The sequence below is a fragment of the Coleofasciculus chthonoplastes PCC 7420 genome, assembly GCF_000155555.1.
Lineage (GTDB): Bacteria > Cyanobacteriota > Cyanobacteriia > Cyanobacteriales > Coleofasciculaceae > Coleofasciculus > Coleofasciculus chthonoplastes_A.
Map to the genome: position 1 here is coordinate 33218 of NZ_DS989872.1, position 25880 is coordinate 59097.

Genomic DNA, 25880 nt, shown 5'->3' on the forward strand with positions numbered 1-25880 from the left:
ATCAGATCGCAAAGCATCAGATACAGGCAATTAGAGGAGAGTATTACTGTGTCCAAAAAAACTGTAGCAAATTTAAATGAGTCCGATTTAGCCGGAAAACGGGTATTGGTGCGAGCCGACCTGAATGTGCCACTAGATGAGAATGGTACGATTACCGATGATACCCGCATCCGGGCGGCTCTGCCGACGATCCAGGATTTAATCAAAAAGAATGCCAAGGTGGTTATGTGTAGCCACTTAGGGCGTCCTAAGGGACAAGTGAAGGACAGCCTCCGCCTAACACCCGTAGCGAATCGTCTGTCTGAATTACTGGGTCAAACGGTGGTCAAGTGCGATGACTGTATTGGCGATGCGGTTAAGTCTCAGATTGACAGCCTAGATAATGGTCAAGTGGCGTTACTAGAAAATCTCCGCTTCCACCCAGGGGAAGAAAAGAATGATCCGGAGTTTACCAAAAAGTTAGCCGCCCTAGCTGATGTTTACGTCAACGATGCCTTTGGTACGGCACACCGCGCCCATGCTTCGACAGAAGGGGTCACTCATCACCTACAGCCCTCCGTGGCTGGGTATTTGATTGAGAAAGAACTCCAGTATCTGCAAAATGCGATTGAAAATCCCCAGAATCCCTTAGCGGCGATTATTGGTGGATCTAAGGTGTCGAGTAAGATTGGCGTGATTGAAACCTTACTGGATAAGGTGGATAAACTGCTGATTGGCGGTGGCATGATTTTCACCTTCTACAAAGCCCGTGGTTTGAGTGTCGGTAAGTCGCTGGTGGAAGAGGATAAGCTGGAGTTGGCAAAGTCCTTGGAAGCGAAGGCAAAGGAAAAAGGGGTTGACTTACTCTTACCCACAGATGTCGTAGTTGCTGATAACTTTGCCGCTGACGCCAATTCTCAAACCGTAAGCGTTGAATCGATTCCTGATGGATGGATGGGGCTAGATATTGGTCCTGATTCCGTGAAATTCTTCCAAGATGCATTAGGCGACTGTAAGTCGGTGATCTGGAATGGTCCGATGGGGGTATTTGAGTTTGATAAGTTTGCCGCTGGCACCGAAGCGATCGCCCGGACTCTAGCTGATCTGACGAAGAAAGGCACAACCACGATTATCGGCGGTGGTGACTCGGTTGCGGCTGTGGAAAAAGTTGGTGTGGCTGATCAAATGAGCCATATCTCCACAGGTGGTGGGGCAAGTCTGGAATTGCTTGAAGGTAAGGTACTTCCCGGTATTGCCGCATTAGATGACGCTTGATGGTAGCATTGAACGTCTCTACCTGATTTCGGGATAATGGCACTGAAATAAACATTAGGGAATCGCCGAAATCTTTGATAGACCGTAGGGTGGGTTTCGACTTCGCTCAACCCACTAGCATACCAGTCAGTGGGAGGGGCGGGTTTTGTTGTTCATTTATCGGTAGGGAGGGCGGGTTTTGTTGTTCCGTTAGTGGTGACTAGCTGAATTGATTTCCTAAACCCGCCCCTACAGATTTCCTAAACCCGCCCCTACAGATTTCCTAACTTGCGTTGAAACCTTTGGCACGGGCAAAAATGACAAAGGACATAAAACATAAGACAATTACAAAATCGTCCCCTGTAAACCAATAAGTAATCCACTCACCATCATGGCAGGCGTGCTAATGGGCATGGAGTTGAGACTTGGTGTCGCCGTTGGTTTATTGAAATAGTCATAAACCGTGCGGGAAAGGTTGCGAATTAACTCCGAGGCGCTAGCATCATTGTGGGGACGTTTTACTAAGGTGACGATGAGATAACGTTTACCTGTAGGCATATCCACAATACCTACATCTCCTAATACTGAACCAATATCCCCCGTTTTATGGGCAACCGTCGCCCCTGAATCCAATCCTTGAGGAATTAGGGAATTATTCACGGTACGCTGCATGATATCCAATAAACGATCGCGCGATCGCAGACTCAATAATTCCCCTTGATTCACCTTATACAGCAAGTTTGCCATGTCTCTGGCATTAGTGGTATTCGTTCCTTCTAAATCCGGTAAGGGGTTATTGATTGCCGTTGCGGTTAATCCCCAGGAGATGAACCGTTGATTAACAGCTTGGATACCGCCGAGGCGATGAATAATCATATTCGTGGCAGTGTTATCACTAATCGTGATCATCTTGGTTGCCACTTCCAAGGCACTATACTGTGTTCCAGGTTTTTGATATTGCATGTCCCCTGAACCTTTGGCAATCATTTCCGGTTCCATGGTTAGGGGTTCATCTAAGCGAATTTTGCCCGCATCAACCTCTTGAAAAAATGCCACCAGAATCGCGACTTTAATCGTGCTGGCGGCGGGGAAGATAGAGTGACTTTGCCAGTCTAAGTAGGCACCGGTATCCAAATCCACCACAAAAACACCTGGTTGCAATTTCGGATTTTTGGCGACTAAGGTTTGGACTTGGGCTTTGAGAGGGGAGATTTCTTGGCGCAGAGGGAGGGCTGGAGTAATGCTTTGATTCGTCGGGCTTTCTTGAAGGTTCCCCTCCGCCGCTTCACTGGAGCGCATCGACATTTTGCTAGTGGGATCTAATACTGATAATAGAGTCCCTGCGATCGCGCCAATGCCCACGCCGAGAATTAATAGGCGGATAACGTGAATCCATATCCCCGCCCGTTTTTGGGAACGCCGACTGCGCCGGGATTTCCCCCTCTGAGTGGGTTGAGAACGAGACGATTGACGCTTCGGTTTCGCCTCGGATTGAGTTGAGACAGTTGAACGCCGCGTTTGCCGACGGGGACTATTGTCTCGACGTGGGTTCAAGGGTTGGGATAGGGGTGTTGCAGCCGGAGGGCGACGCATCTGACGATTTCCCAGAGGCGTTTCTCTGATGGGTATCCCGTTAATCGTCCGCAGTTTGGGTAGCTTCAGATTGGGGTAAATCGAGGGTTCGCTGGAACGCCGAGTGGTAGGGTTTAGGGGTATGGGTTTGGGGCGACTGGGATTTGCAGAATTAGGCTGAACCGCACGCAGACGACGTGGTGAGGGGGAAGAGGAGGGAGGATGAAGATCATCTTCTAAGGGCAAGGGTTGTCGAGGGCGGCGTTGACGAGAAGCCCGACGAGAACGATAGATTCCTCGGGGTTTGGACTCGTTGCGATCGGGTTTATACGGATTGCCCCTAGACACTGCCACTGAACATACCTCCAAACACAACTAACGTCTAAATCTCTACTCTTCAAGCCGTCATCAATGCTTTCCTGACGATGTGAACCTGGCTATTGTCACAATTTATCGACGGAAAGTCTATAGTCTAAGACAGTAGCTAAGACATCGGTCATAATACTTGACCGACGCTCTAGGATTCTGACTCCTCCTGTTCTGACCTCGGCATAAATTGTACCGCCCATTCCGTCTGACGGAGAATACCTCTCAGCATGGCGACATCCTCTGGGGTGAGCATAGCTCGGTAATACAAGCGTCTGAACTTTTCCATGCGGGATGTCGCGGTATGGGGATGTAGGTAGCCAATCTTTAATAATACGGCTTCTAGGTGTTGGAAGTAAGCCTCGATTGCATCTAAGGAAGCTGTGGTATGTAGAGATGTACCATGGTGCGTCTGGGGAGCTTGTAGAGACGTGCTATGGCGCGTCTGGGAAGATAGGGAGGTGAGTTGAAACAGTTCATAACAGCAAACGGCTACAGCCTGAGCTAAGTTTAACGAGGGATACTCTGGATTAGCTGGGATACAGACAAATCGCTGGGCATAGTTGAGTTCATCATTACTTAACCCCCGATCTTCGGGTCCAAAAATCAGGGCAGAGGTGATATTCTCCGCCAATAACCAGGGTAATGCCAAGCGTGGCGGTTCCAGAGTCGTCGGCAAATGACGAGTACGGGCAGTCGTTGCGATCGCACGTTGACATCCCTCTAACGCCTCCGGTAACGTTGCCACCTGTTGGGCTGATTCTAAAACCTCGACACCATGAACCGCCATCTGCCGCGCTTCTGATGCTCTCGGATTACAATGGGGATTGACCAACCATAACTGGTTCAACCCCATATTTTTCATCACCCGCGCAACTGATCCTACGTTTAAAGCACCTGCGGGTTCGACTAAGATAATTCGTACATTCGCTAACGTCATGCCTTGTCTGCGGACAGATAGTCTGCTAATTTACTGCCTTTGTTCTTATTCTCGGATAAATATCGCACTTTTCGAGACAAATAGAGCCGCTTCTCCACCCCTTCCCTTGCCTGTCTTCAGTAAGTGAGGTACACAGATCCCCGACTTCTTGGAGAAGTCGGGGATCTTGCTGGGATAGACTGTACTTCATCAACCATAAAATATGCTGTAAGCAGCGCTGATAAGCTTTATTCTACTTTAGCTTTATAAAGTCTTCATCATAGAAATAAAAAGTCTTTATGAAGTTTTCGTAAATTACCCTCCATCCCACCTGTCATTTTTAAATTATTGTTATATCTATAGATATAGAGGGTGTAATTTCCATGCGTTACCCTAGAAACAGGAGCAAAACTTGTTTATCTCATTTGGTTGGAAAAGAATAAGGAATCAACTATCGCTACACGACTCTCTCCCATGACAACCTGACTGAAAACGGAAAGCAAAACACTGTAATTTCGCAAAATAGTCTCGGAGATTTAATTATGCCAAAGATCATTGTTACCAACACAAAAGACAATGGATCAGGTTCCTTAAGAGAAGCACTTGCCCTAGCGCAATCAGGAGATACGATTAAATTCAGTTCCAGCATTGCCGGAAAGACTCTTACACTCAGAACAGGTCAACTGGAAATTAGTCCAGGAAAAAATATAACCATTGATGGGGCGGACGCTCCCGGTCTGAAAATTAGCGGGAATAAACAATCCCGCATTTTTTATGTCAACTCGAATCAAGATTTCAACGCCAGTCTGACGTTAAAAAACCTTGACCTGATCAACGGGTATACCAATGAACGCGGCGGTGCAATTGAAATCACCCACCAAGGCGCATTAACGGTCGATAATGTTCAGTTTAAGAACAACGTCGCGGATAATGGTGGCGGCGCAATCTATAGCGCCTGGGAAACCGAATTAATCGTTAACGCCAGCACCTTTGATAATAATAAAGCCGTTGCCGGAAATGATGAACGCGGCGCTGGTGCCATTGCCTTTGTCAGTCCCGGCGAAATCACTGTAACTAATAGTGAATTTACCAACAACCAAGGGATTAACGGCGGGGCAATTAATAGTCTCCAAGGCAAATTAACCATTGAAAACTCCACGTTCCTCAACAACCACACTACCGCTGCATTTTATGATACCGGAAACAAAAATCCATCCTTAAGAGGGTACGGTGGTGCCGTTTACACTGACCGCGCCAGTAGTGGAAGTGATGCCACCTCTGGCACAATTCAGATTATTGATAGTGTCTTTGAAGGAAATAAAGGTCGCGGGGAAGGCGGTGCCGCTTATCTCTACACGGGGACACAGGATAATGTAATTATTGAAGGCAGCCTCTTTGAAAATAACGAAGTTTTAGCACTCCCCAATGGCGGAAATAAAGGGAACGGAGGTGCCGTTGTCCAACTCAGCAATGGACTCAACAAAGGATTAGTTGTTCGTGACACAACTTTTGCCAATAATACAGCAGCCAATCAGGGCGGTGGTTTATGGACGTATGATGCCCCAACGAAAATAATTAACAGCACGTTTTCGGGTAATCAAACCACAGGCGATACATCAGGAAGTGTCGGCGGTGGAATGACATTGTACAGTCCCACGGAAATTATTGACTCGACTATTGCTTACAATAACGCGAGCTGGGTTGGTGGTGGAGTATCGGCTAGCAAGAATGCCGATGTCAGCGTCAAGAATACCATCTTTTACGAGAATACAGCCGATAATGGCACAAATGATTGGGGGATTCAGCAACACACGAATAAGGAATTAACTGACAAGGGTGGGAATGTCCAATATCCACCGAAAGCCACTAATAACTGGAACGATTACAATGCGACTGCCAAGATTAGAATAATCGATGCCCAATTGAGTCCATTGCAGGATAACGGGGGTCCGGTTCCGACGCATCTTATCGGGAATCCAAATATAACAGCAGGGGCTTTCTTTGAAGATTCCGGCTCAACAGGTGGCGGTGAAATAACAAATAATGACCCCACCTTAGTTTCTCCCATCGCTGACCAAAGCGTTGAAGCCGAAGACTCCTTTAGTTTGGATATCACCAATAACTTTACTGATGCAGATGGGGATAGTTTAACCTACAGCGCCACGTTAGAAGATGGAACGGCGCTACCTGATTGGTTAAATTTTGACTCACAGACAGGTACATTCAGCGGTACGCCAGATACAGGTGATGAAACTCAACTAAATATCTTAGTCACAGCGTCAGATGGACAAGGCGGAACACAAACTGATGTGTTCGAGTTAGATATTACTCCTGCACCTGTAGTCAACAATGACCCCACATTAGTCTCTCCCATTGCTGACCAAACCGTTGAAGCCGAAGACTCCTTCAGTTTGGATATCACCAATAACTTTACTGATGCTGATGGCGATAATTTAACCTACAGCGCCACATTAGCAGAGGGAAATGCCCTACCTGATTGGTTAATTTTTGACTCCCAAACAGGAACATTCAGCGGTACGCCAGATACAGGTGATGAAACTCAACTAAATATCTTAGTCACAGCGTCAGATGGACAAGGCGGAACACAAACTGATGGGTTCGAGTTAGATATCACTCCTGCACCTGTGGTGAACAATGACCCCACATTAGTTTCTCCCATTGCTGACCAAACCGTTGAGGTAGAAGACTCGTTCAGTCTAGATATCACCAATAACTTTACTGATGCTGATGGCGATAATTTAACCTACAGCGCCACATTAGCAGAGGGAAATGCCCTACCTGATTGGTTAAGTTTTGACTCCCAAACAGGAACATTCAGCGGTACTCCGGACACAGGTGATGAAACTCAACTGAATATCTTAGTCACAGCATCAGATGGACAAGGCGGAACACAAACTGATGTGTTCGAGTTAGATATCACTCCTGCACCTGTAGTCAACAATGACCCCACATTAGTCTCGCCTATCGCTGACCAAACGGTTGAGGTAGAAGACTCGTTCAGTCTAGATATCACCAATAACTTTACTGATGTGGATGGGGATAATTTAACCTACAGCGCCACATTAGCAGAGGGAAATGCCCTACCTGATTGGTTAAGTTTTGACTCCCAAACAGGAACATTCAGCGGTACTCCGGACACAGGTGATGAAACTCAACTAAATATCTTAGTCACAGCGTCAGATGGACAAGGGGGAACACAAACCGATGGGTTTGAGTTAGATATCACTCCTGCACCTGTGGTGAACAATGACCCCACATTAGTCTCGCCTATCGCTGACCAAACGGTTGAGGTAGAAGACTCGTTCAGTCTAGATATCACCAATAACTTTACTGATGTGGATGGGGATAATTTAACCTACAGCGCCACATTAGCAGAGGGAAATGCCCTACCTGATTGGTTAAGTTTTGACTCCCAAACAGGAACATTCAGCGGTACGCCAGATACAGGTGATGAAACTCAACTAAATATCTTAGTCGCAGCGTCAGATGGACAAGGCGGAACACAAACTGATGTGTTCGAGTTAGATATCACTCCTGCACCTGTAGTCAACAATGACCCCACATTAGTCTCGCCTATCGCTGACCAAACGGTTGAGGTAGAAGACTCGTTCAGTCTAGATATCACCAATAACTTTACTGATGTGGATGGGGATAATTTAACCTACAGCGCCACATTAGCAGAGGGAAATGCCCTACCTGATTGGTTAAGTTTTGACTCCCAAACAGGAACATTCAGCGGTACTCCGGACACAGGTGATGAAACTCAACTAAATATCTTAGTCACAGCGTCAGATGGACAAGGCGGAACACAAACCGATGGGTTTGAGTTAGATATCACTCCTGCACCTGTGGTGAACAATGACCCCACATTAGTCTCTCCCATTGCTAACCAAACGGCAAAGACAAAAGAAGTTTACAGTTTAGATATCAGTAACTATTTCACTGACGCCGATGGCGACACTCTCACCTTCTCGGCTACGGGTTTACCCAAAGGATTAAACCTGAATCCGGAAACGGGTGTAATTAGTGGTACTCCCCGCAATAAAGCCATTGGCACTAACTCGATTACTCTCACCGTTAATGATGGTAATGGAGGGGAAATCAGTGATGACTTTGACTTAACGGTCAATCGGGGAACAAGGAATAATGGCAATGCCAAACCGAAACTCAACTTCAACAATGATCTGTTGTTCCTCAAAGGTAACTCTCCAGCCGATAAACTCCTGTTCACGCTTACGGGTAATCACTCATCCTTTGTCAGTGAAGTTGGCATTTTTGAAGTGGATAATGCGGCTGGGAAGATTAATGGGATTAAACCCGGAGAAACTGGTTATCTGCAAGCTGCTTTGGATGAAGGAAACGTTCTGTTCTCCAGTTTGCCCAATAATTTTGCTGGCAATAACCTGACTCGGATTTTGGATGTGGAGCAAGTTTTCGGTGAGCAAAACCCCAATCTGGGATTTTATCTGGTGCAAAACAGCACAACGGATAATGTCCAAGCCGCATTAGATTCAGGACAAACGCCAAGCAATGTCTGGTTTAGTCTTCCCAGCGCTAATGCCAACAATACGGATTATTTTGAGGTATTGAATGGAGAGAACAATCAGTTTACTCTCAATTGGCAAAACCCAATGGCAGAAGGTAACGATACTCTGACTCTAATGGTTGAATCGACGAATGAATTACCTGCGTTAGGAACTCAATTACAAGGAGAACGAGAACTCATTGATTTACGTGGACAAAGCAGTCCAGTAGACGCGAATTTTATCGAGATCAAGAGTCATGCTGGTTTCGATAATTCCGTCGGGTTGTATGTGATTGAAAATGAAGAGGGAGCAGTTGAAGATCCAATGACGGGTCAACTGATTTACCCAGAAGACGAAGGTTATGCCCAAGCCGCCCTTGCCCAATCGGTGGTTAGTGATGTGAATCGGGGGATGGCGACGTTTGACACCCAGTTAGAGGGAGGAAGTCTTCTCGCGCCTTACATTATCGCCAATGGCACCACGGAGGAATTGCTGGCTGAGAATTCCAACAATCAGTACCAGGGTTATGGAGAACCCATTGCCTATTTTGCCTACTTAGGTGCGAATCCTGATAAAGTTGACCACATTCGCCTACTGGGTGATAACACCTTTGGCTTTGAAGATTTGCATGGAGGTGGTGACCAAGATTTTAATGATTTCACCTTCCAGATTGATTTAACCGTTGCCTAACGTCTGGCATTGAAGAGGGCGACCCGATTTTCTTGAAGGGATTGGAGTTGTTAATTGATGCAGGCGGGTCGCCCCTACAGGTTATTTGGCATCATTTTCAATCCCATCCAATTGTAGTGGCGTGACACAGCTAAAATAGGGTTTTGTTTGTAGTAAGCACTTTAGTGCTATAACGCTTAGCTGGAGAGGGCTGAAGTTCCCTCACTACGAACCAATTCTAATTCATCAAATAAGGTGTGCCACGCCACTACGGTGTCTGGGGAAATTAATTATTGGTGGGTTACGGCGGATAGCCAATTAAATGATATTTGCCAAAATAAAGTTCTGCCTAACCCACGATGGCGGTTTACTGGTTTGCAGGATTACAGGGTTAAAGGATTACAGGGTTACAAGGAGTTACGATTGAGGAGTTAACTGCTCCTTAACGTAACATGGCACGAGTACGCTGTGAAGAAAGCTAAGTCAGACCTACCGACCAAAATCTGCCCCGTCTGCGAACGTCCTTTCACTTGGCGCAAAAAATGGGCGAAATGCTGGGATAATGTAAAGTTCTGCTCGGAACGCTGCCGCCGACGCAAATCCCAAGCCAGTTGACTATCAAGGAGTTCGTGAATTCAATGCAACCCAAATTAATTATTCATGGTGGTGCCGGAAGCGCCCTGAAAACCAAAGACGCCACCCAAGCGGTGCGCGATTCGCTTTATAAAATACTGGATGAGGTGTATGCCCTGTTATCATCGGGTGCAAACGCCCGTGAAGCGGTGATTCGAGGTTGTCAACTCCTCGAAGATGAACCCCGCTATAATGCCGGAACGGGTTCGGTATTACAATCGGATGGACAGATTCGCATGAGTGCATCGCTGATGGATGGTAAACCTCAACGCTTTAGCGGTGTGATTAATGTCTCACGGATTAAAAATCCCATCAATTTGGCGAAGATTTTGCAAGATTGTCCCGATCGCATTCTCTCGGATTTTGGGGCGGCGGAATTGGTGCGGGAAGTGAATGCACCGATTTACAACCCCTTGACTGATAAGCGTTTACAGGAATGGTTACAGGATAGACAGGACAACTTTGAACGGACGATGGCGGATGTGGTTAGCGAACCCGAACTCCTCTCTTCGGAAGCTGGACGTGGCACAATTGGAGTCGTGGCGTTAGATAGTCAGGGCGGCTTGGCGGCGGGTACATCAACCGGAGGGAAGGGATTTGAACGCATTGGTCGAGTCAGCGACTCGGCAATGCCTGCGGGGAATTACGCTAACCTCAACGCTGGGGTAAGCTGTACTGGAATTGGGGAAGATATCATTGATGAATGCTTCGCCGCACGGGTGGTGGTGCGCGTCACCGACGGCTTATCCTTAGCCGAAGCCATGGAACGTTCTATAAAAGAAGCAAAGGAGAATCAGCGGGATTTAGGTGCGATCGCCATTGACGCTAGGGGGGCGATCGCCTGCGGAAAAACCAGCCAAATTCTCCTTGCTGCTTACCATACCGGACACCACAAGGGAGACACACTAGAAATGATCGAGGAGGTGCAAACGGTATAGCAGAGGTTATCCTTCATCAATAGGCTCAATCAACCAATCTCGCGGGTTGCCTGGATGGAGACAGTATTTCTGGGCAAGACGTGCTGTTCCATCCCAGCTTCCGGCTAATTATGGATTAATCAACCTTTGTTTGGAATTAACCACAACTAACGTAATACGCTTGTTTACAGTGTATTACGCTCTTATCTGTAGTTTCACGGATCAACTCGCTGGCGTCAAGTTTTGTTTGCAAATCTTTATAAGGACAGCGATCGGTAAATTCTAGGAGAGAGTTCCCCAACGATAAGCAAGGTCTAGTTTTCCCGAAAGCTTGAAAAAACCAGAGAATTCACGGATGTAAACTCTCAATTGTTAGGGAACAATAAAGAAAGATAACCTAATTCAATCCAACTCAAATGCCAGCATGGAAATAGGCGAAACAATGCGAAGAATTCTAATCATTGAAGATGACATAAGCCTACGGGATAATTTATCTGAAATTTTAGCAATGGAAGGATATAATCCCGCCAATGGCTATGATGTCATTGCCACAGATAACGGGTCAAGTGGCGTCAACTTTAGCTTATGTCTGAACCCAGAATTAATTATTTGCGACATTAATATGCCCGGATTTGATGGGTATACCGTCTTATCACAACTGCGCCGTTTTGGTCGCCAAACCCCGTTTATTTTTTTGACAGCAAAATCCGAACCCAGGGATATTGAACGCGGGATACGTCTAGGAGCCAATCTGTATGTAACAAAACCTTATGTATTGGAGGAATTTATCAGCATGGTGAAGCGAGTGTTAACGGATATTCCTTCTCCCTCTTCTGCATCAAAAGTATAACTCGCTATCTTGTATCAGTCTCTCCAACAGCTTTGACTGAAAATCCAAGCACTCCCACGATCCAGTCGTCTTTAGACGACTGGATAAGAGTTTTAGTCCATTGCCCACCAACTATGACGTTACCCATTGACTTTGCTAGTGTAAAATAGGCTAATATTTTCACTGTTATATTGTTTTTATTTTGGGAGTTGCAAAAATGAATTAAATCCATTTTGCAAATACATTTTACGCTATATTCCTTTCTTTGCTGTGATTTGGCAACAGGAGTGGTATACTCTCAGGAAGATTAACTTTTATACAGATAAAAATCTGTCTACTATTAACAGATGATCCCTCAAGTTACAGTAATCGATCACCCATTCGTACAGCACAAGCTAACCCTTATGCGTCAGGCTGACACCAGTACAGCTAAATTTCGTCAACTGATGAAAGAAGTTGGCGGCTTGCTAGCTTACGAGGTAACGCGGGACTTACCGCTTAAATACGCACCGATTAAAACACCTCTGGCTCCCATGCACGCTCCCATGCTGGCTTCAGATAAGAAAATGGTGATTGTTTCGATTATGCGGGCAGGACAAGGGCTGGTTGATGGTATCTTAGAATTGATCCCTTCCGCCCGCTTAGGGCATATTGGCTTGTATCGCGATCCAACGACTCGGATTCCGATTGAATATTATTGCAAACTGCCTCATGATATTGAACACCGAGACATCTTGGTGGTTGATCCCATGGTGGCGACAGGGAATACAGCCGTAGCCGCTGTGGATCGGGTGAAGGATTTTATCCCGTTGTCCATCAAGTTTTTGTGCTTGCTAGCTGCACCGGAGGGAATCGCCAATTTCCATGATCATCATCCGGAAGTCCCTCTGTATACCGCCGCGATTGATGAAAGCTTAGACGATCATGGTTATATTTTACCCGGACTTGGGGATGCAGGCGATCGCCTGTTTGGGACAAAATAGCAGTAAGCTTTGTGTTGCAATGGATATCTGTCATGAATCGCACCATTTCAGTGAAACAGCTTTCAGTAGAAGAAATTAGCGCCGAACGCTTTCAACCCTTCGGTCAATTAATCACGCCGACAGCCGATGATAAACCCTATGATGCAAAAGATGCACAATTAGTTCTGCACAACGGTACTCCCCGCTTTTACATCATGCGCTTGTATCACAGAGGTCGCAAATTTCACAAAATCACGCGCCATCAGCACTGTACCCAATGTTTGGGTTCTCTAGAAGGGAAAGACTGGTGGATGGCGGTTGCACCTGCTTGTGAATGTGAACAACCTGCCATTGATGACATTAAAGTTTTTCGGATTCCGGGAAACTGTTTCATCAAGTTAGGACTAGGAACGTGGCACGCGGGTCCTTATTTTGAACATGATGTTGTCGATTTCTACAATTTAGAACTGAGTGACACAAATGAGGTTGACCACTTTACTCATAATTTCCTGAAAAGCCACAATTTAGAGTTGGAAATTGTTTGATGTATCACCTCCATAAACTTATCACTTTTTAGTAAATAGAAGACGGGGCGATCGCTGTGCTAGAATCGGACTCTATTTTAGCTGTTTATACTGAAACGGGAGACCTAAAATGAGGTTTATTAGTCCCAAGATCGATTATGCCTTTAAAAAAATATTTGGTTCCGAACAAAGCCAAGAGATTTTAATCAGTTTTCTCAATGCAATAATTTATAACGAAGAAAAAATCATTCAATCCCTAACAATTGTTAATCCCTATAATCCGGGTCAGGTGATGACCTTAAAAGAAACGTATTTAGATGTCAAAGCCGTTTTAGCGGATGGGTCTATTGTGGTCATTGAAATGCAAATAGCGCCGATGACTGCCTTTAACAAGCGGGTAGCTTATAACTTGGCAAAAGCCTATAGTAACCAGTTAAAAACAGGCGATGATTATCCTTTCCTGAATCCAGCAATTGCCGTAACAATTACTGATTTTATCTTGTTTGCCAACACAGATCAGGTAATTAATCAATTTGTCTTTCAAGAGGAAACCCAAAAATTTGAACTTCTAGATGGTGAATTGAAGCTGATTTTTGTCGAACTTCCCAAGTTCAATAAAACCTTGTCTGAACTACAGAGTTTAACCGATAAATGGATTTATTTCCTGAAAGAAGCCGCGAGTTTGGAGAGTGTTCCTGATAATTTAGGGGAAGTTTCAGAGATAGAACTTGCTTTAAACCTTGCTAATCAAGCCACAATGACGGTAGAAGAGTTGGAGGTGGTTGATCGGCGAGGCATGATGTTGCAAGATGAAAAAGGACGGCTGGATTATGCTGAAGAAAAAGGGAAAGAAGAAGGGCGGCTACAACAGACCAAAACCCTAGTAGGGCGTCTAATTATGAAGCGTTTTGGCGAAATTCCGTTGGCAATCAGCCGCAAAATTGAAGAATTACCGTTGAGTGATTTGGAACGATTAACTGAGGAAATTTTCGATTTTCAAAGTTTACCAGATTTAGCCAGTTGGTTGGAGGATCGTCAGTAGGAAGGACGAAGCGCCCCTCAATCCGAGCAAAAATGGTAGGATGATCATAAAAATGCCGCCCTAAGCGGTGGTTTATCATGGGTTAGCCGTTAGCCACTGGGACTCGTGCAAGATTGCCTGTGAACGCTGACTCCCCTATTCATGCCCTTAGTCTTGAGTGTCTAACCTTAACCCTAGACAAAGCGCGATTAGACGTATCCCTCTCCTGCTATGTTAAAAAACTTACTTGGCGATCCAAACACCCGCAAACTTAAAAGATACCAACCGTTCGTTGCCGATATCAACGTTCTGGAAGAAGATATCCGATCGCTCTCCGATGAGCAACTCCAAGGGAAAACCGCAGAATTCAAGCAGCAGCTTGAAAAAGCGACAACCGATCGCGAGCGAGAAGAACTGTTAGAGGATCTCCTACCCGAAGCCTTCGCCGTCGTGCGGGAAGCTGCATGGCGGGTTTTGGGAATGCGCCATTTTGATGTGCAGCTATTAGGTGGCGTGGTGCTGCACCGAGGAGAAATCGCGGAGATGAAAACGGGTGAGGGAAAAACCCTTGTATCCACCCTCCCAGCTTATCTCAACGCTCTAAGTGGCAAAGGGGTACATATTGTTACCGTTAACGATTACCTGGCACGTCGGGACGCGGAATGGATGGGACAAGTACACCGTTTCTTAGGATTAACGGTGGGACTGATTCAGTCGGGTATGGGTCCTGCGGAACGACAGCGCAACTATGCCTGTGATATTACCTACGCCACAAACAGCGAGTTGGGCTTCGACTACCTGCGAGATAATATGGCAACCTCAATGAGTGAGGTGGTGCAACGTCCCTTTAATTACTGCATCATTGACGAAGTAGACTCCGTACTTATTGACGAAGCCCGCACCCCCCTGATTATTTCCGGACAGGTGGAACGCCCTACCCAGAACTATATGAAAGCGGCTCAAATCGCTAAAATGCTTCAGCCGGAAGAGCATTATGAGGTTGATGAAAAAGCGCGTAATGTCATCCTCACCGATGAAGGCTTTATCGAGGCGGAAAAACTCCTAGAGGTTGGAGATTTGTATGACCCGGAAAATCCTTGGGCGCACTATATCTTCAACGCGATTAAGGCAAAGGAACTGTTTACCAATGACGTAAACTATATCGTGCGTAACGACGAAGTGGTCATCGTCGATGAGTTTACCGGACGGGTCTTACAGGGACGGCGTTGGAGTGATGGACTGCACCAGGCGATTGAGGCAAAGGAAGGCGTCGAGATTCAAAAGGAAACCCAAACCCTAGCTACAATTACCTATCAAAATTTCTTTTTGCTTTATCCTAAGCTAGCCGGGATGACCGGAACAGCCAAAACAGAAGAAGCCGAATTTGAAAAAATCTATAACCTACGAGTCACGATTATCCCCACCAATAAGCCCCCCGGACGGCGGGATATGTCGGATGTGGTGTATAAAACTGAGGAAGCCAAATGGAAAGCGGTGGCACGAGAATGTGCGGATATGCATGAGCAAGGACGCCCAGTATTGGTGGGTACAACCAGTGTGGAAAAATCAGAAGTGCTTTCGCGTTTGTTAAGCCAATTGGACGTTCCCCATAATCTGCTCAATGCCCGACCCGAGAACGTGGAACGGGAGTCAGAAATTGTGGCACAAGCGGGGCGCAAAGGGGCGGTGACGATCGCCACCAACATGGCAGGACGGGGTACCGATATTATCTTAGGGGGTAATGCGGATTACATGTCGCGGCTGAAAGTGCGGGAATATTTCATGCCGCAGATTGTTATCCCCGAAGAAGAAGATTCCTTTGCGGCTATGGCAGGAGGGGGTGGAAAACGCTCCCAAGCCCAAGGATTTGCGCCCGGTAAAAAAGTGAAAACTTGGAAGGTGAGTCCCCAGATTTACCCGACTCAGTTGTCTCCGGAAACCGAACAAAAGTTGATTGAGGCGGTGAAGTTTGCGGTGCAGCAGTATGGGGAACGCAGTCTACCGGAATTAGAAGCTGAAGAAAAAATAGCGATCGCGGCGGAAAATGCCCCGACGGATGACCCAGTGATTCAAAAGCTGCGGGAGGTTTGTCGGGCGGTGCGAAAGGAATATGAAGCCTTTACTCATAAAGAACATGATGAGGTAATCTACACCGAGCCGATCGGCGGATTGCACGTCATTGGTACCGAACGCCACGAATCTCGCCGGATTGATAACCAACTCCGGGGACGGGCGGGACGCCAAGGTGACCCGGGTTCGACGAAGTTTTTCCTCAGCTTAGAGGATAACTTGCTGCGGATTTTTGGGGGCGATCGCGTGGCGGGGATGATGAATGCGTTTCGGGTAGAGGAAGATATGCCGATTGAATCGGGAATGCTGACTCGTTCCTTAGAAGGGGCGCAGAAAAAAGTAGAAACTTTCTACTATGACACCCGGAAACAGGTGTTTGAATATGACGAGGTGATGAATAATCAGCGGCGGGCAATTTATGCCGAACGTCGTCGGGTGTTAGAAGGATTAGACTTGAAAGAACAAGTCATCCAATATGCGGAGAAGACGATGGATGATATTGTAGATGCCTACGTCAACCCGGATTTGCCGCCAGAAGAATGGGATATAGCTAGTTTGGTGTCCAAGGTACAAGAGTTTGTCTATTTGTTGCAAGATCTCCAGCCGGAGCATCTCGATGATATGACAGTGACGGAGATTAAAACCTTCTTACATGAAGAAGTCCGTAAAGCTTATGACATTAAAGAAGCCCAAATCGATCAAATTCAACCGGGATTGATGCGACAAGCCGAACGGTTCTTCATCTTGCAGCAGATTGATACCTTGTGGCGGGAGCATTTACAATCAATGGATGCGTTGCGTGAATCAGTGGGGTTACGGGGGTATGGACAGAAAGACCCACTGATTGAGTATAAGCAAGAAGGCTATGAAACCTTCTTGGAAATGATGATTGACATTCGTCGCAATGTGGTGTATTCACTGTTCCAATTCCAGCCGCAAGTGCAACCGCAAGCTGTGTAGTTTTGAGTCATTTCTCGTGAGTGTTAGATCCCCGACTTCTTCAAGAAGTCGGGGATCTCTTTGGTGAGAGGCATAAAGTTTTGTATACTGAACAATATAGTATTCGCCATTTAAAAATGACATCCCAAACACCATCGATTCAATTTTTTGAAGGACTTCCTGAAGAACTGAGCAATGTTAGCTTACGGCGAAATCGAAATTCGGGGGTGCGTTCAGTATTAATGAGTTTCGATTCTTTAAAAGCGATAGAAAAATTTCAGAGTTATACCAAACGATTCGCCAACGCCTTGCTTTTAATTGATGAAGAAGGGCAGATTAGTGTGGAACCCTCATCCGTTAAATTTATATTCGGTGGTCCAGAAGGCGATGATTTAAGGCGGGTAGACTGCGAATTTGAAATCGAGCGCCAAGATCACTGGGATCGGTTCATGCGCTTTATGCACCGCTATGCCGAAGTCAATGGTATGGCTTACGGTGATACCAAACAAGCACAGGGAGCAGAGTAGGTTAATCGTGAAAATCGCTATTACTGGAGCAACCGGATTTATTGGTTCTCGCTTAGTCAAGCGTCTGCTTGAGTTAGAGCATCAACCGATGATTTTAACCCGAAATCGAGCCAAAGCGACTCGGTTGTTTCCTGATTTAGAGATTGTCGGCTATACTCCGACTGAATCGGGATCTTGGCAAGAGGCGATCGCAGGGTGTGATGGGGTGGTGAATTTGGCGGGAGAACCCATTGGTGAGAATCGCTGGACACCGGAACGGAAAAAAGCAATTCTCGATAGCCGCCAACTGGGAACCCGGCGAATTGTTGAAGCCATCAGCCAAGCGCCATCTAAACCCAGTGTCTTAGTGAATACGTCGGCTGTTGGCTATTACGGGACTAGCGAAACAGCAACCTATGACGAAACCAGTCCCCCCGGCGATGATTTTCTCGCCCAAGTCTGTCAGGCGTGGGAAGCGGAAGCGCAAAAGGTGAAAGAGGCTGGAGTGCGGTTGGTTATTCTCCGGTTTGGAATTGTTCTCGGTGATGGTGGCGCACTAGCGAAAATGTTACCTCCATTTCAACTGTTTGCTGGAGGTCCAATTGGTAGTGGGCGTCAGTGGTTTTCGTGGATTCACCGAGAGGATTTGGTGAACTTGATTATTAATGCACTCACCCGCAATGAGATGGAAGGGGTATTTAATGGAACAGCACCTAACCCAGTGCGGATGTCGGAGTTTTGCCAAACGTTGGGAGATGTGATGAATCGTCCCTCCTGGTTACCTGTTCCCGGTATTGCCTTGGAAGCGTTATTGGGAGAGGGGGCTAAGGTTGTTTTAGAAGGTCAAAAGGTGTTACCTAAGCGCACAACTAGCAGTGGTTTTAACTATGACTATGCTAATGTCAAACCTGCGTTAGCTGATATTGTTACGTCTAAGTGACACGCTTGGGGAACAGTTTTTTTGTCTTATTGTGTGATGTTTGACCGTCGAATTAACTGTAAGCTGTCATGCATTTAAATTAAGTATAGCAGTAGACACATCGATTAGGACTTTCCGAACTGTTGTAGAGACGTTCCGGCGGAACGTCTCTATCAAATGATTTGTCCTAACCGCTATAGCGGTTGCTATATTAGTAGCGAGCAAGATGCTCGCACTACAAAGATTTCGTCATTGTTGACATTAATTTTGACGGGGAGATGAAAGAAGTTATTCGGCTTCTGCTTCAATCCACCCCCTAACCATTTCAATGGGAATGCCAATCGGAGCAAACAACACCTTCAACGCTTCGATTCCACCTTCTTTGAGGGCATTACGTAGGCGGGTTCTGAATGTTGGGTTTTGCTTAATTTCTTGTTGCAGAGTTACAGCTAACGCACTCTGTTTTTCGATTTCAGTTGCATTCGGATAAGTTTGCTCAAGTTGTTGCAGAAGCTGCTGGATTTCTGCGGCTGCATCCGCTAAGTTTTGTCGTTGCTCTGGAGGATAATTGTTAATATCTCTGCCTATTTGATGGGCATAAGATGTATCAGCATTTACAAATCCACCCATAAAAGTGCTACCACTGAAGTCATTTTTAGTATATTTTCTAGGGGCATTTGACATGGTATCTCCTTGGTTGTTGTACTTTTGGACATAAAAACTTGGACGCTGTAGCTGTTGCACCGTTTCTAACTGTACTTTTAATAGAGTTTCTATGGTAGTCCTTAAAAATGGAATTTGGCTATCTTTCTCCGTAAGTAATGCCTGTACTTCTGACTCAGCTAAGGCTTTGATATGGTTGTGAATCTTAGAATACTCAGCATACAGATCAGAATGGTCAGCGTCAGGAGCCGTTGCTGCACGGAGTAAGAATTTGTCTTTACCCCGTTTCTCCATCGCCACAATTTCTAACTCAGCCTCTGGGTTATTTTCAGCTAACTGTTTGAGAGAAATTGCAATAGCGCGAGGGTCAACCCCCTGATTATGATAGAGGTCAAGGGTATCAACTATAGGCTTAATAAAGTCTGCAAAATCCCCATCATCAAACTCCGACTCCCAGTGATCCGGTTTGCGGCGTGGGTTTGGGTTATCTTTAGTTGGTAAACGCATGAAGACATACCTACATCTAACCCCCTGTAATTTGGTAAGACTGGTGATACCCCAATCTTCAATTGTGGCTCCGGTGAGGGTTGCACCTGTTAAATCGGCTTCATCTAATTGGGTTTGCTTCAACTTTGCCCCAGACAAATTCGCATCCTTTAAGTTGGCTTGGTTTAAATTGGCTCCGATAAAACTAGCATCTTGTAATTCTGCTCCTTTCAGATTTACATTTTCAAAATTCAAGTTGTCAAAATTTTGCTTTTGTCCATTAAGTGTGATAAGTGTTTGCTGAATTTTTAGATTATCAAGATAGGTATTTCCCAATCGCGAAAAACTTATTTTGGCATCCTTCCATCGGATATAAGTGAGGTTAGCACCATTAAAATTACTACTTTTGATAGTTGCTGTAGTAAAATCAGCGTAACTCAAATCAGCTTGTTTAAAATTCGTTCCCCCGATACAGGTAAAGAAAGTTCCAGCTTTTCTCGTCAATGCCCATGTTACTTTTCCATCTCTAGCTCCTTGACTACAGAATTGTCCAATCCCGGCTGTCACAGTAGCAATTAATAAAATTACTAATCTCTCCGATGTAGTTGACGATATAGTACCAATTATAGTACCTAGCACTCCGAGAAGAATAGATAATTCACTCGCTATCTGTCCAAAGGTTATATAGGCTATAATGCTCGTGAGTGATAAACCTGTAACAAGAGCTTGGCTTAATGTAGCTGTTACCAGACCGATTATTAACATTCTGGCTGTATTAGTAATTGTCGTAGATGCTACAAAGTTTATGCCTATAATCATACCAAGTGTAAGTCCGACAGCCGCTAATAAAACAGCAATTAGATTGGCTATGGATAAACTAGCTTTGTAAGAATTTATTACTTTCTCACTGAGATGCACACTCATTACAGTCGCCAGTAGCACAGATAGCATTGCCGTAATAAGAGATATTGCTAAAAATAAAGGTTTTTGGTAAGCAATCTCAGTTATAGAGTTAAAAATCGAAAGACCAGTAATTGATGCAAATAAGCCAGATAGGAAAGAAATAATAAGTGATGAGACCATTAAAGTCAATTTAATATAAAATGGTAGTCCTGCTGTGACATTGATAAATTTTGCTTCACTCAAAGTAGCACTTGAAAAGTCTGTCCCCCTGATGTCAGAGCCAGAAAAGTTTGCTCCTGATAATTTTTTTCCTCTGAAAGACTGACCTTTTAGAATAATATTCTCAAAATTCCGTTCACCTTCTGCATATCGCCGCAATACTTCTTCAGCAGTCATAAATTGGGTTTTCATAGGAATCATACTGAATTTTTTTTGCGTCAATAATAAATGCTGTTTTATGTTTTTTCTATTATCTTCATCATATTCATGGCATTTTCAAGATTTATATAATTAAAGTTTCGGATTCTCAACAAAAACAAAACAGCGTCTATAATGTGATTTAAGCCAGTAGATATGATAGATATATCCCATCCTGAATGCTTAGAATAATAAACTTTTATTGCATACTTTTTGACGTTTTTTATCTCATATTCCCAGGACTCTTCATGACTTATTGTAAAAACTTTTTTCATTTGTTTTATTAGCTGTAATGCTTCTGTAGGTTCCAACTTGGAAAAATTAGAATTGTGAGGTTTAGGATTAGCGTCATTTAATTGTGAATATTCTAAGACAATTTTGATATAATAAGCTAATTTTTCTGGGTCATTTAAATCATTGAAGTTACTCACCAGCTATCCCATTGTTCTGTAGAGGACAAAATTAGGTCACATCAAATGGTTTTGGCTTACCTTTCCTTAACCAATCCCTCCAACACCATCATCTTCGCCTCCAGAGACGCCACCCGTTCATTCAGGGGAATCTCTTCACTACACCCCATATAAGACGCCAACGCATTAATCACCACCTCCGTCTTTGACAACCCCGTGCGTTCAATATAGTCAGTCAGACGTTGGTTGAGATGGGTAGGGATGCGGATACCGAGTTGGACTGAGTTTATCGGGAAAACCGGAAAAAGATATTTTAATCTAGCCAATGCCTAGCGGAATTTGACAAGGGTATCGTATCAAATCTTAAACGTTTCACCCCAACCCCTTCCCAATCAAGGCATCGTACCCGTTAAGCCATTCCGCCGCAAGCCTTATCCTGTAGAGAATATAGGATTCAGAATCCGAGTTTTCAGTTAGCACCAACCCTCGTAGGGGCTTGGTTACCAAGCCCTATCCCAGAGAATCAGGATTCATCGCCCCGATTCGGCTTACAGGTTAACAATCACCCCTAAAATGAAAGAACGCCCAGGCGTTGCCAACTTCCCAGAGAAATCACCCCCTTATCTCAAATCCATGCCATGCCCCAAGTTATTGGTGTTACCAAAGCAATTACAAACTTAAACCAGGCGCATCAAACCTTTCAATTGCAGCCGACAACCAACCCCACCTTCTTCCCCGAATGGCTAGAACCATTGCCAGAACTCAGTCTAGGGGAAATTGAAACGTGCGATCGCCTACGAACCCGCTATCGTTACTATCTTGCCGTTGGTGCGATTACCGAAAGTACCGTAAACCTGATTATAATTGCTCCCATTCTAGAACTATTAGGCTTGTACGATCCCCCCTATCTTATTAAAGGAGAGAAATACATCAAAATTGAAATCGAAGACAAAGACCAAATCCTAGAGGGACTCATCGATATTTTAGTCATGCAGGATAGACTATGGCTCATCCTTTTAGAAACCAAACGCTATGGTTTTAGTGTGATGCAGGCTTTACCCCAAACCCTCGCCTACATGATGTCTAACCCGACAACTGAGAATCCCGCTTATGGTTTAATCACCACCGGAGAAGATTACCTTTTTGTCAAACTCAACCCTCAGCAAAGAGAATATGATTTATCCGATAAATTTACCCTTTCAACTCGCCGTGAGAACCAACTGCATCGGGTGATTCAAATTTTAAAACGATTCGTAGAGTAGAAGACAACTGTTAGTTTCTAATGAGCGAAAAACAGAAGATGTTAGCGGGAGAGCTATATCTAGCATCTGACCCTGAATTAAAAGCATTACACAATCAAGCCTGTCATCTCACGCGCTTGTACAACGCCACAACCGAAGACGAAATAGAAACGCGATCGCACCTTTTACAAGACTTATTTGGCAAGCTGGGATCTAATCCTCAAATTAGTCCTCCATTTTACTGTGATTATGGCAGTAATATCTATGTTGGCGATAATCTCTATATGAATTATGGCTGTGTGATTCTCGACTGTAATACAGTTCACCTAGGCGATAACCTTTTATGTGGTCCCTATGTGCAGATTTATACCGCCTATCATCCCACTGATCCCGCCCAAAGACTAACTGGACGCGAACTGGCTGCACCGATTAAAATTGGCAATAATGTCTGGATTGGTGGCGGTGCAATTATTGGTCCAGGTGTTACGATTGGTGATCACACAACCATTGGTGCGGGTAGCGTTGTGACTAAAAATATTCCCGCCAATGTTATCGCCGTAGGAAACCCCTGTCGGGTTATTCGCTCGGCGAATCCAACTCAACCTCCCATCCTGGAGATTTAACCAAAAAAAAGGCGATCGCCCTCTCTTGTTGAAAGAGAATAAACAGCGATCGCGTATTATCTATCAGTGGCGTTGATTAAATAAAGACCCTTATCAAACACGTCACCTGAATCAGAAAATGCACCCTAACATCCATCTGCTATCACTAAAGTTTCACTTACCATGACCTGTTCGCGTAGAGCTATCTTGTTCAACGAATCGCTCCATTCAAACAGATTTTGCCGTTCTACAAAACTTTGTCTAGATTAAAAACACAAAGCTTGAACAACCTAAGGGACTTGCGGCTTAATAATATACCAATCAAGCTTGACTAAATTGATTAATACAGCTTTCCTAACTGGTACTTTATTTTTACGCAACTCCCTAACGGCTTGTTGGGTAAATGCGCCCTATCTAAATATCGTCAACATCAATCGTTCACAGCAATGGAATTTTCTTCTAGCTGTGAGAGTAAATTCCCTTACTGTAATACATCTAAGTCACCTTCTTTAGAAGGAATATTAACTATGGTAGAAAAGGATACAATAATTGTCAACGATTTCGTAATACACTGTATTATTTATGCGATTAAGTCGTCAGGACATGGACAAAGCCACAGGAAACGGGGAATAGAGAACAGTCAGAAGTTGACACTTGTTAATATTTCTTAATATTTTATGTCCAAAGACTAACCAATTTTTTCCAAAATTATAGTCGGGGCAATTTATGAATCACCCCGACTCATTATGTGGTTGGGAGGAACGGTAACACCTAAGCTGTTTGGTATTTCAACCTGTCAATAATGGTGAAATCCTTGTCGGGTGTTTAGCGAAGCCATGCCGCAGGCTTTAGCGAAGCCATGCCGCAGGCTTTGCATCTTGCTCGCAACCCATTCCCACTTGAAATGGGTGACAGCTTAGTCTCCGATCAAGCAACTCCCACTAACTTGGCGCTTAACTCCCACATCCGTTCCCCTTTTTGATCATCGCGGGCTTGGGGAGAAACCTTCTGCACAAAGGACTTGCCATCTTTCTTCTGTCGGTTCCCCCAACTCCAATAGACACCAGATTGGCTATATTCAGGATCGGCAACGACAGCAGCAACCCGTTCACCTGACAACTCCTGGGACACATACCCACCCGTGATGTGTTTCTGGAACAAGGGAAAGATTTTCTGAAACAAGGGATAGTGATTGCGGAACAGGGGTGTATCAGCCACACATCCTGGATACAGGGAACTGAAGACGATACCGGTTGACTCGTGATAGCGCCGATGCAGTTCTCGCATGGTCAGAACGTTACAGACTTTGCTGTCTTTGTAGGCTTTGACGGGTTCAAACTTTTTGCCATCAATCATCGAGTGAGGCTCCTTGAATCCCGCTTCAAACCCCTTGAGTTGCCCTAAATCTGGACGCGGTGGAATCTTCCCACCCAATTCATCGGGATTGTGAGTCACCGTTCCTAAAATAACCAGCCGGGGAGACTCAGCCGAGGAATGCTTCAAATCCTCTAGCATCAGATGAGACAAGAGAAAATGTCCCAGGTGATTTGTGGCAACGCTCAACTCATACCCTTCTGGCGATCGCAGAGGTTCCTTGAGTAAGGGCATATAGATGGCTGCGTTGCACACCAAGGCATCTAAGGATTTGCCGCTTTCCCGGAATTTAGCTACAAACTGGCGCACACTCTCTAAGCTACCCAAGTCGATATGCATAATCGTGTAGCTGTCCTCCGGCATACCCACCTCTTGGGCAGCGTTTTGGGCTTTCTCTAAATTCCGACAAGCCATCACGACATGCCAGTTTCCCCGTTGCGCCAAGGCTTTGGCAGCATATAAACCCACCCCTGACGAGGCACCCGTAATTACAACCGTTGATTTCTGATGTTGTTCCATTTGATTCAAAACTCCGTTAACCGCCGTTAACTGCTTTCTAGGATCTCATCCCACTGATCTACCGATTTTACAGTTGAGGAGATCCAGTTGATCAAAAAAGTTTCCGATGGATTGGGTAAAGAGGCAGAGGTAAAATTTGTGACCTCGCTCACCAAAGGGATTCTGTCTAGTCACGCTGACGTTGCATTGAAATTACTTATCCAGACCATACAGTATCACCCCTCTTCTCGCCAATCATCACCTGGGTTGTGTTACCCAATGCCTAGATCTTTTCTTTACAATTCAATATATTTGTTAAAGGAAGTTTAGAAAATCAGTGACTTCTAGTTAATTAATAATTATCGGAAGATTAATAATGACTTATTACCAACTCTCTCATAACCAATCTCAGCACGGAGATAAATTGTCGTTAAAATTACGGTACAAAATGTTCAACTCAAAAACTGAGGATAAGTTTGAGGCGTGGATTACCCAAATAGAAGACGACTGGAACGATGAAATCGCTGCCTGTCTTCAGGGTCAATTTCCCGATTGGCGTGGCTAATCAGGAGTTGTCTTCGGCAGGGTATGAATGAATAAACCTAGGGTATGAGGCGATAAGTGCAGGTATATAGAATGCTAGAATCCTTCCAGATAACG

At 45.0% G+C, this 25880-nt stretch carries 20 protein-coding genes; 14 read left to right on the forward strand and 6 right to left on the reverse strand.

What is annotated here, in order from left to right:
• Nucleotides 1-48: 48 nt before the first annotated feature.
• Nucleotides 49-1254, forward strand: coding sequence for a phosphoglycerate kinase (locus MC7420_RS30870; protein ID WP_006105635.1), 1206 nt, complete (start codon nucleotides 49-51; stop codon nucleotides 1252-1254).
• 324 nt (nucleotides 1255-1578) lie between these two features.
• Here MC7420_RS30870 and MC7420_RS35885 read toward each other — a convergent pair whose 3' ends face one another.
• Nucleotides 1579-3159, reverse strand: coding sequence for a serine hydrolase (locus MC7420_RS35885; RefSeq protein ID WP_006105614.1), 1581 nt, complete (start codon nucleotides 3157-3159; stop codon nucleotides 1579-1581).
• Between the two features lie 163 nt (nucleotides 3160-3322).
• On the reverse strand, nucleotides 3323-4111 hold the full coding sequence (locus MC7420_RS30880) for an RNA methyltransferase (protein ID WP_006105683.1): 789 nt from the start codon (nucleotides 4109-4111) through the stop codon (nucleotides 3323-3325).
• Nucleotides 4112-4632: 521 nt separating this feature from the next.
• Here MC7420_RS30880 and MC7420_RS42035 point away from each other — a divergent pair.
• The 10 genes from MC7420_RS42035 to thyD all read left to right on the forward strand — a co-directional run bounded on the left by MC7420_RS42035 (nucleotide 4633) and on the right by thyD (nucleotide 18647).
• On the forward strand, nucleotides 4633-9327 hold the full coding sequence (locus MC7420_RS42035; protein ID WP_006105691.1) for a putative Ig domain-containing protein: 4695 nt from the start codon (nucleotides 4633-4635) through the stop codon (nucleotides 9325-9327).
• Nucleotides 9328-9774: 447 nt separating this feature from the next.
• Nucleotides 9775-9921, forward strand: coding sequence for a DUF2256 domain-containing protein (locus MC7420_RS37525; protein WP_071777281.1), 147 nt, complete (start codon nucleotides 9775-9777; stop codon nucleotides 9919-9921).
• A gap of 23 nt (nucleotides 9922-9944) precedes the next feature.
• Nucleotides 9945-10877, forward strand: coding sequence for an isoaspartyl peptidase/L-asparaginase (locus tag MC7420_RS30890; protein WP_006105672.1), 933 nt, complete (start codon nucleotides 9945-9947; stop codon nucleotides 10875-10877).
• Between the two features lie 421 nt (nucleotides 10878-11298).
• Nucleotides 11299-11706 carry a response regulator transcription factor gene (locus MC7420_RS30895; protein WP_044210765.1) on the forward strand — a complete coding sequence of 136 codons (408 nt, stop codon included), beginning with the start codon at nucleotides 11299-11301 and terminating at the stop codon, nucleotides 11704-11706.
• A gap of 326 nt (nucleotides 11707-12032) precedes the next feature.
• Nucleotides 12033-12668 carry a uracil phosphoribosyltransferase gene (upp, locus tag MC7420_RS30905; RefSeq protein WP_044210735.1) on the forward strand — a complete coding sequence of 212 codons (636 nt, stop codon included), beginning with the start codon at nucleotides 12033-12035 and terminating at the stop codon, nucleotides 12666-12668.
• A gap of 32 nt (nucleotides 12669-12700) precedes the next feature.
• Nucleotides 12701-13192: an ureidoglycolate lyase gene (locus MC7420_RS30910; protein ID WP_006105696.1), complete on the forward strand. Its 492-nt coding sequence runs from the start codon at nucleotides 12701-12703 to the stop codon at nucleotides 13190-13192.
• A gap of 109 nt (nucleotides 13193-13301) precedes the next feature.
• Nucleotides 13302-14213 (forward strand): Rpn family recombination-promoting nuclease/putative transposase, encoded by a 912-nt coding sequence (locus tag MC7420_RS30915; RefSeq protein ID WP_006105660.1) that lies wholly within the window; start codon nucleotides 13302-13304, stop codon nucleotides 14211-14213.
• Nucleotides 14214-14423: 210 nt separating this feature from the next.
• Complete coding sequence (gene secA, locus MC7420_RS30920; RefSeq protein ID WP_006105622.1) at nucleotides 14424-17222, forward strand: preprotein translocase subunit SecA; 2799 nt, start codon at nucleotides 14424-14426, stop codon at nucleotides 17220-17222.
• Between the two features lie 116 nt (nucleotides 17223-17338).
• Nucleotides 17339-17728, forward strand: coding sequence for a photosystem II reaction center protein Psb28 (gene psb28 / locus MC7420_RS30925; RefSeq protein WP_044210767.1), 390 nt, complete (start codon nucleotides 17339-17341; stop codon nucleotides 17726-17728).
• Between the two features lie 7 nt (nucleotides 17729-17735).
• Nucleotides 17736-18647 (forward strand): thylakoid membrane protein ThyD, encoded by a 912-nt coding sequence (gene thyD, locus MC7420_RS30930; protein ID WP_006105641.1) that lies wholly within the window; start codon nucleotides 17736-17738, stop codon nucleotides 18645-18647.
• Between the two features lie 267 nt (nucleotides 18648-18914).
• Here the strand turns inward: thyD and MC7420_RS30935 are convergent, their stop codons facing one another.
• The 3 genes from MC7420_RS30935 to MC7420_RS30945 are packed head-to-tail and all read right to left on the reverse strand — an operon-like array spanning nucleotide 18915 to nucleotide 21831.
• Nucleotides 18915-21089 (reverse strand): pentapeptide repeat-containing protein, encoded by a 2175-nt coding sequence (locus MC7420_RS30935; RefSeq protein ID WP_198016602.1) that lies wholly within the window; start codon nucleotides 21087-21089, stop codon nucleotides 18915-18917.
• Nucleotides 21090-21133: 44 nt separating this feature from the next.
• Nucleotides 21134-21526 carry a hypothetical protein gene (locus tag MC7420_RS30940; protein WP_044210739.1) on the reverse strand — a complete coding sequence of 131 codons (393 nt, stop codon included), beginning with the start codon at nucleotides 21524-21526 and terminating at the stop codon, nucleotides 21134-21136.
• A 56-nt stretch (nucleotides 21527-21582) separates the two neighbouring features.
• Entirely contained in the window at nucleotides 21583-21831 is a 249-nt protein-coding gene (locus MC7420_RS30945) for a hypothetical protein (RefSeq protein WP_006105615.1), read from the reverse strand.
• Between the two features lie 312 nt (nucleotides 21832-22143).
• On the opposite strand from MC7420_RS30945, the gene MC7420_RS30950 reads away from it, so the two are divergent.
• A complete protein-coding gene (locus tag MC7420_RS30950; protein WP_006105679.1) occupies nucleotides 22144-22767 on the forward strand; it encodes a hypothetical protein in 624 nt (207 codons plus the stop codon).
• 20 nt (nucleotides 22768-22787) lie between these two features.
• Nucleotides 22788-23369 (forward strand): sugar O-acetyltransferase, encoded by a 582-nt coding sequence (locus MC7420_RS30955; protein WP_044210741.1) that lies wholly within the window; start codon nucleotides 22788-22790, stop codon nucleotides 23367-23369.
• 906 nt (nucleotides 23370-24275) lie between these two features.
• Here the strand turns inward: MC7420_RS30955 and MC7420_RS30960 are convergent.
• A complete protein-coding gene (locus MC7420_RS30960) occupies nucleotides 24276-25241 on the reverse strand; it encodes a protochlorophyllide reductase (RefSeq protein WP_006105664.1) in 966 nt (321 codons plus the stop codon).
• Between the two features lie 355 nt (nucleotides 25242-25596).
• On the opposite strand from MC7420_RS30960, the gene MC7420_RS30965 reads away from it, so the two are divergent.
• Complete coding sequence (locus tag MC7420_RS30965; RefSeq protein WP_006105633.1) at nucleotides 25597-25785, forward strand: hypothetical protein; 189 nt, start codon at nucleotides 25597-25599, stop codon at nucleotides 25783-25785.
• Nucleotides 25786-25880: the final 95 nt, after the last annotated feature.

Excerpts from the sequence above, each read along its gene's own strand:
- MC7420_RS30880 (WP_006105683.1), bottom strand. The coding sequence starts at position 4,111 with ATGACGTTAGCGAATGTACGAATTATCTTAGTCGAACCCGCAGGTGCT.
- MC7420_RS42035 (WP_006105691.1), top strand. The coding sequence starts at position 4,633 with ATGCCAAAGATCATTGTTACCAACACAAAAGACAATGGATCAGGTTCC.
- MC7420_RS30890 (WP_006105672.1), top strand. The coding sequence starts at position 9,945 with ATGCAACCCAAATTAATTATTCATGGTGGTGCCGGAAGCGCCCTGAAA.
- MC7420_RS30895 (WP_044210765.1), top strand. The coding sequence starts at position 11,299 with ATGCGAAGAATTCTAATCATTGAAGATGACATAAGCCTACGGGATAAT.
- upp (WP_044210735.1), top strand. The coding sequence starts at position 12,033 with ATGATCCCTCAAGTTACAGTAATCGATCACCCATTCGTACAGCACAAG.
- MC7420_RS30910 (WP_006105696.1), top strand. The coding sequence starts at position 12,701 with ATGAATCGCACCATTTCAGTGAAACAGCTTTCAGTAGAAGAAATTAGC.
- MC7420_RS30915 (WP_006105660.1), top strand. The coding sequence starts at position 13,302 with ATGAGGTTTATTAGTCCCAAGATCGATTATGCCTTTAAAAAAATATTT.
- secA (WP_006105622.1), top strand. The coding sequence starts at position 14,424 with ATGTTAAAAAACTTACTTGGCGATCCAAACACCCGCAAACTTAAAAGA.
- psb28 (WP_044210767.1), top strand. The coding sequence starts at position 17,339 with ATGACATCCCAAACACCATCGATTCAATTTTTTGAAGGACTTCCTGAA.
- MC7420_RS30935 (WP_198016602.1), bottom strand. The coding sequence starts at position 21,089 with ATGAAAACCCAATTTATGACTGCTGAAGAAGTATTGCGGCGATATGCA.
- MC7420_RS30950 (WP_006105679.1), top strand. The coding sequence starts at position 22,144 with ATGCCCCAAGTTATTGGTGTTACCAAAGCAATTACAAACTTAAACCAG.
- MC7420_RS30955 (WP_044210741.1), top strand. The coding sequence starts at position 22,788 with ATGAGCGAAAAACAGAAGATGTTAGCGGGAGAGCTATATCTAGCATCT.
- MC7420_RS30960 (WP_006105664.1), bottom strand. The coding sequence starts at position 25,241 with ATGGAACAACATCAGAAATCAACGGTTGTAATTACGGGTGCCTCGTCA.
- MC7420_RS30965 (WP_006105633.1), top strand. The coding sequence starts at position 25,597 with ATGACTTATTACCAACTCTCTCATAACCAATCTCAGCACGGAGATAAA.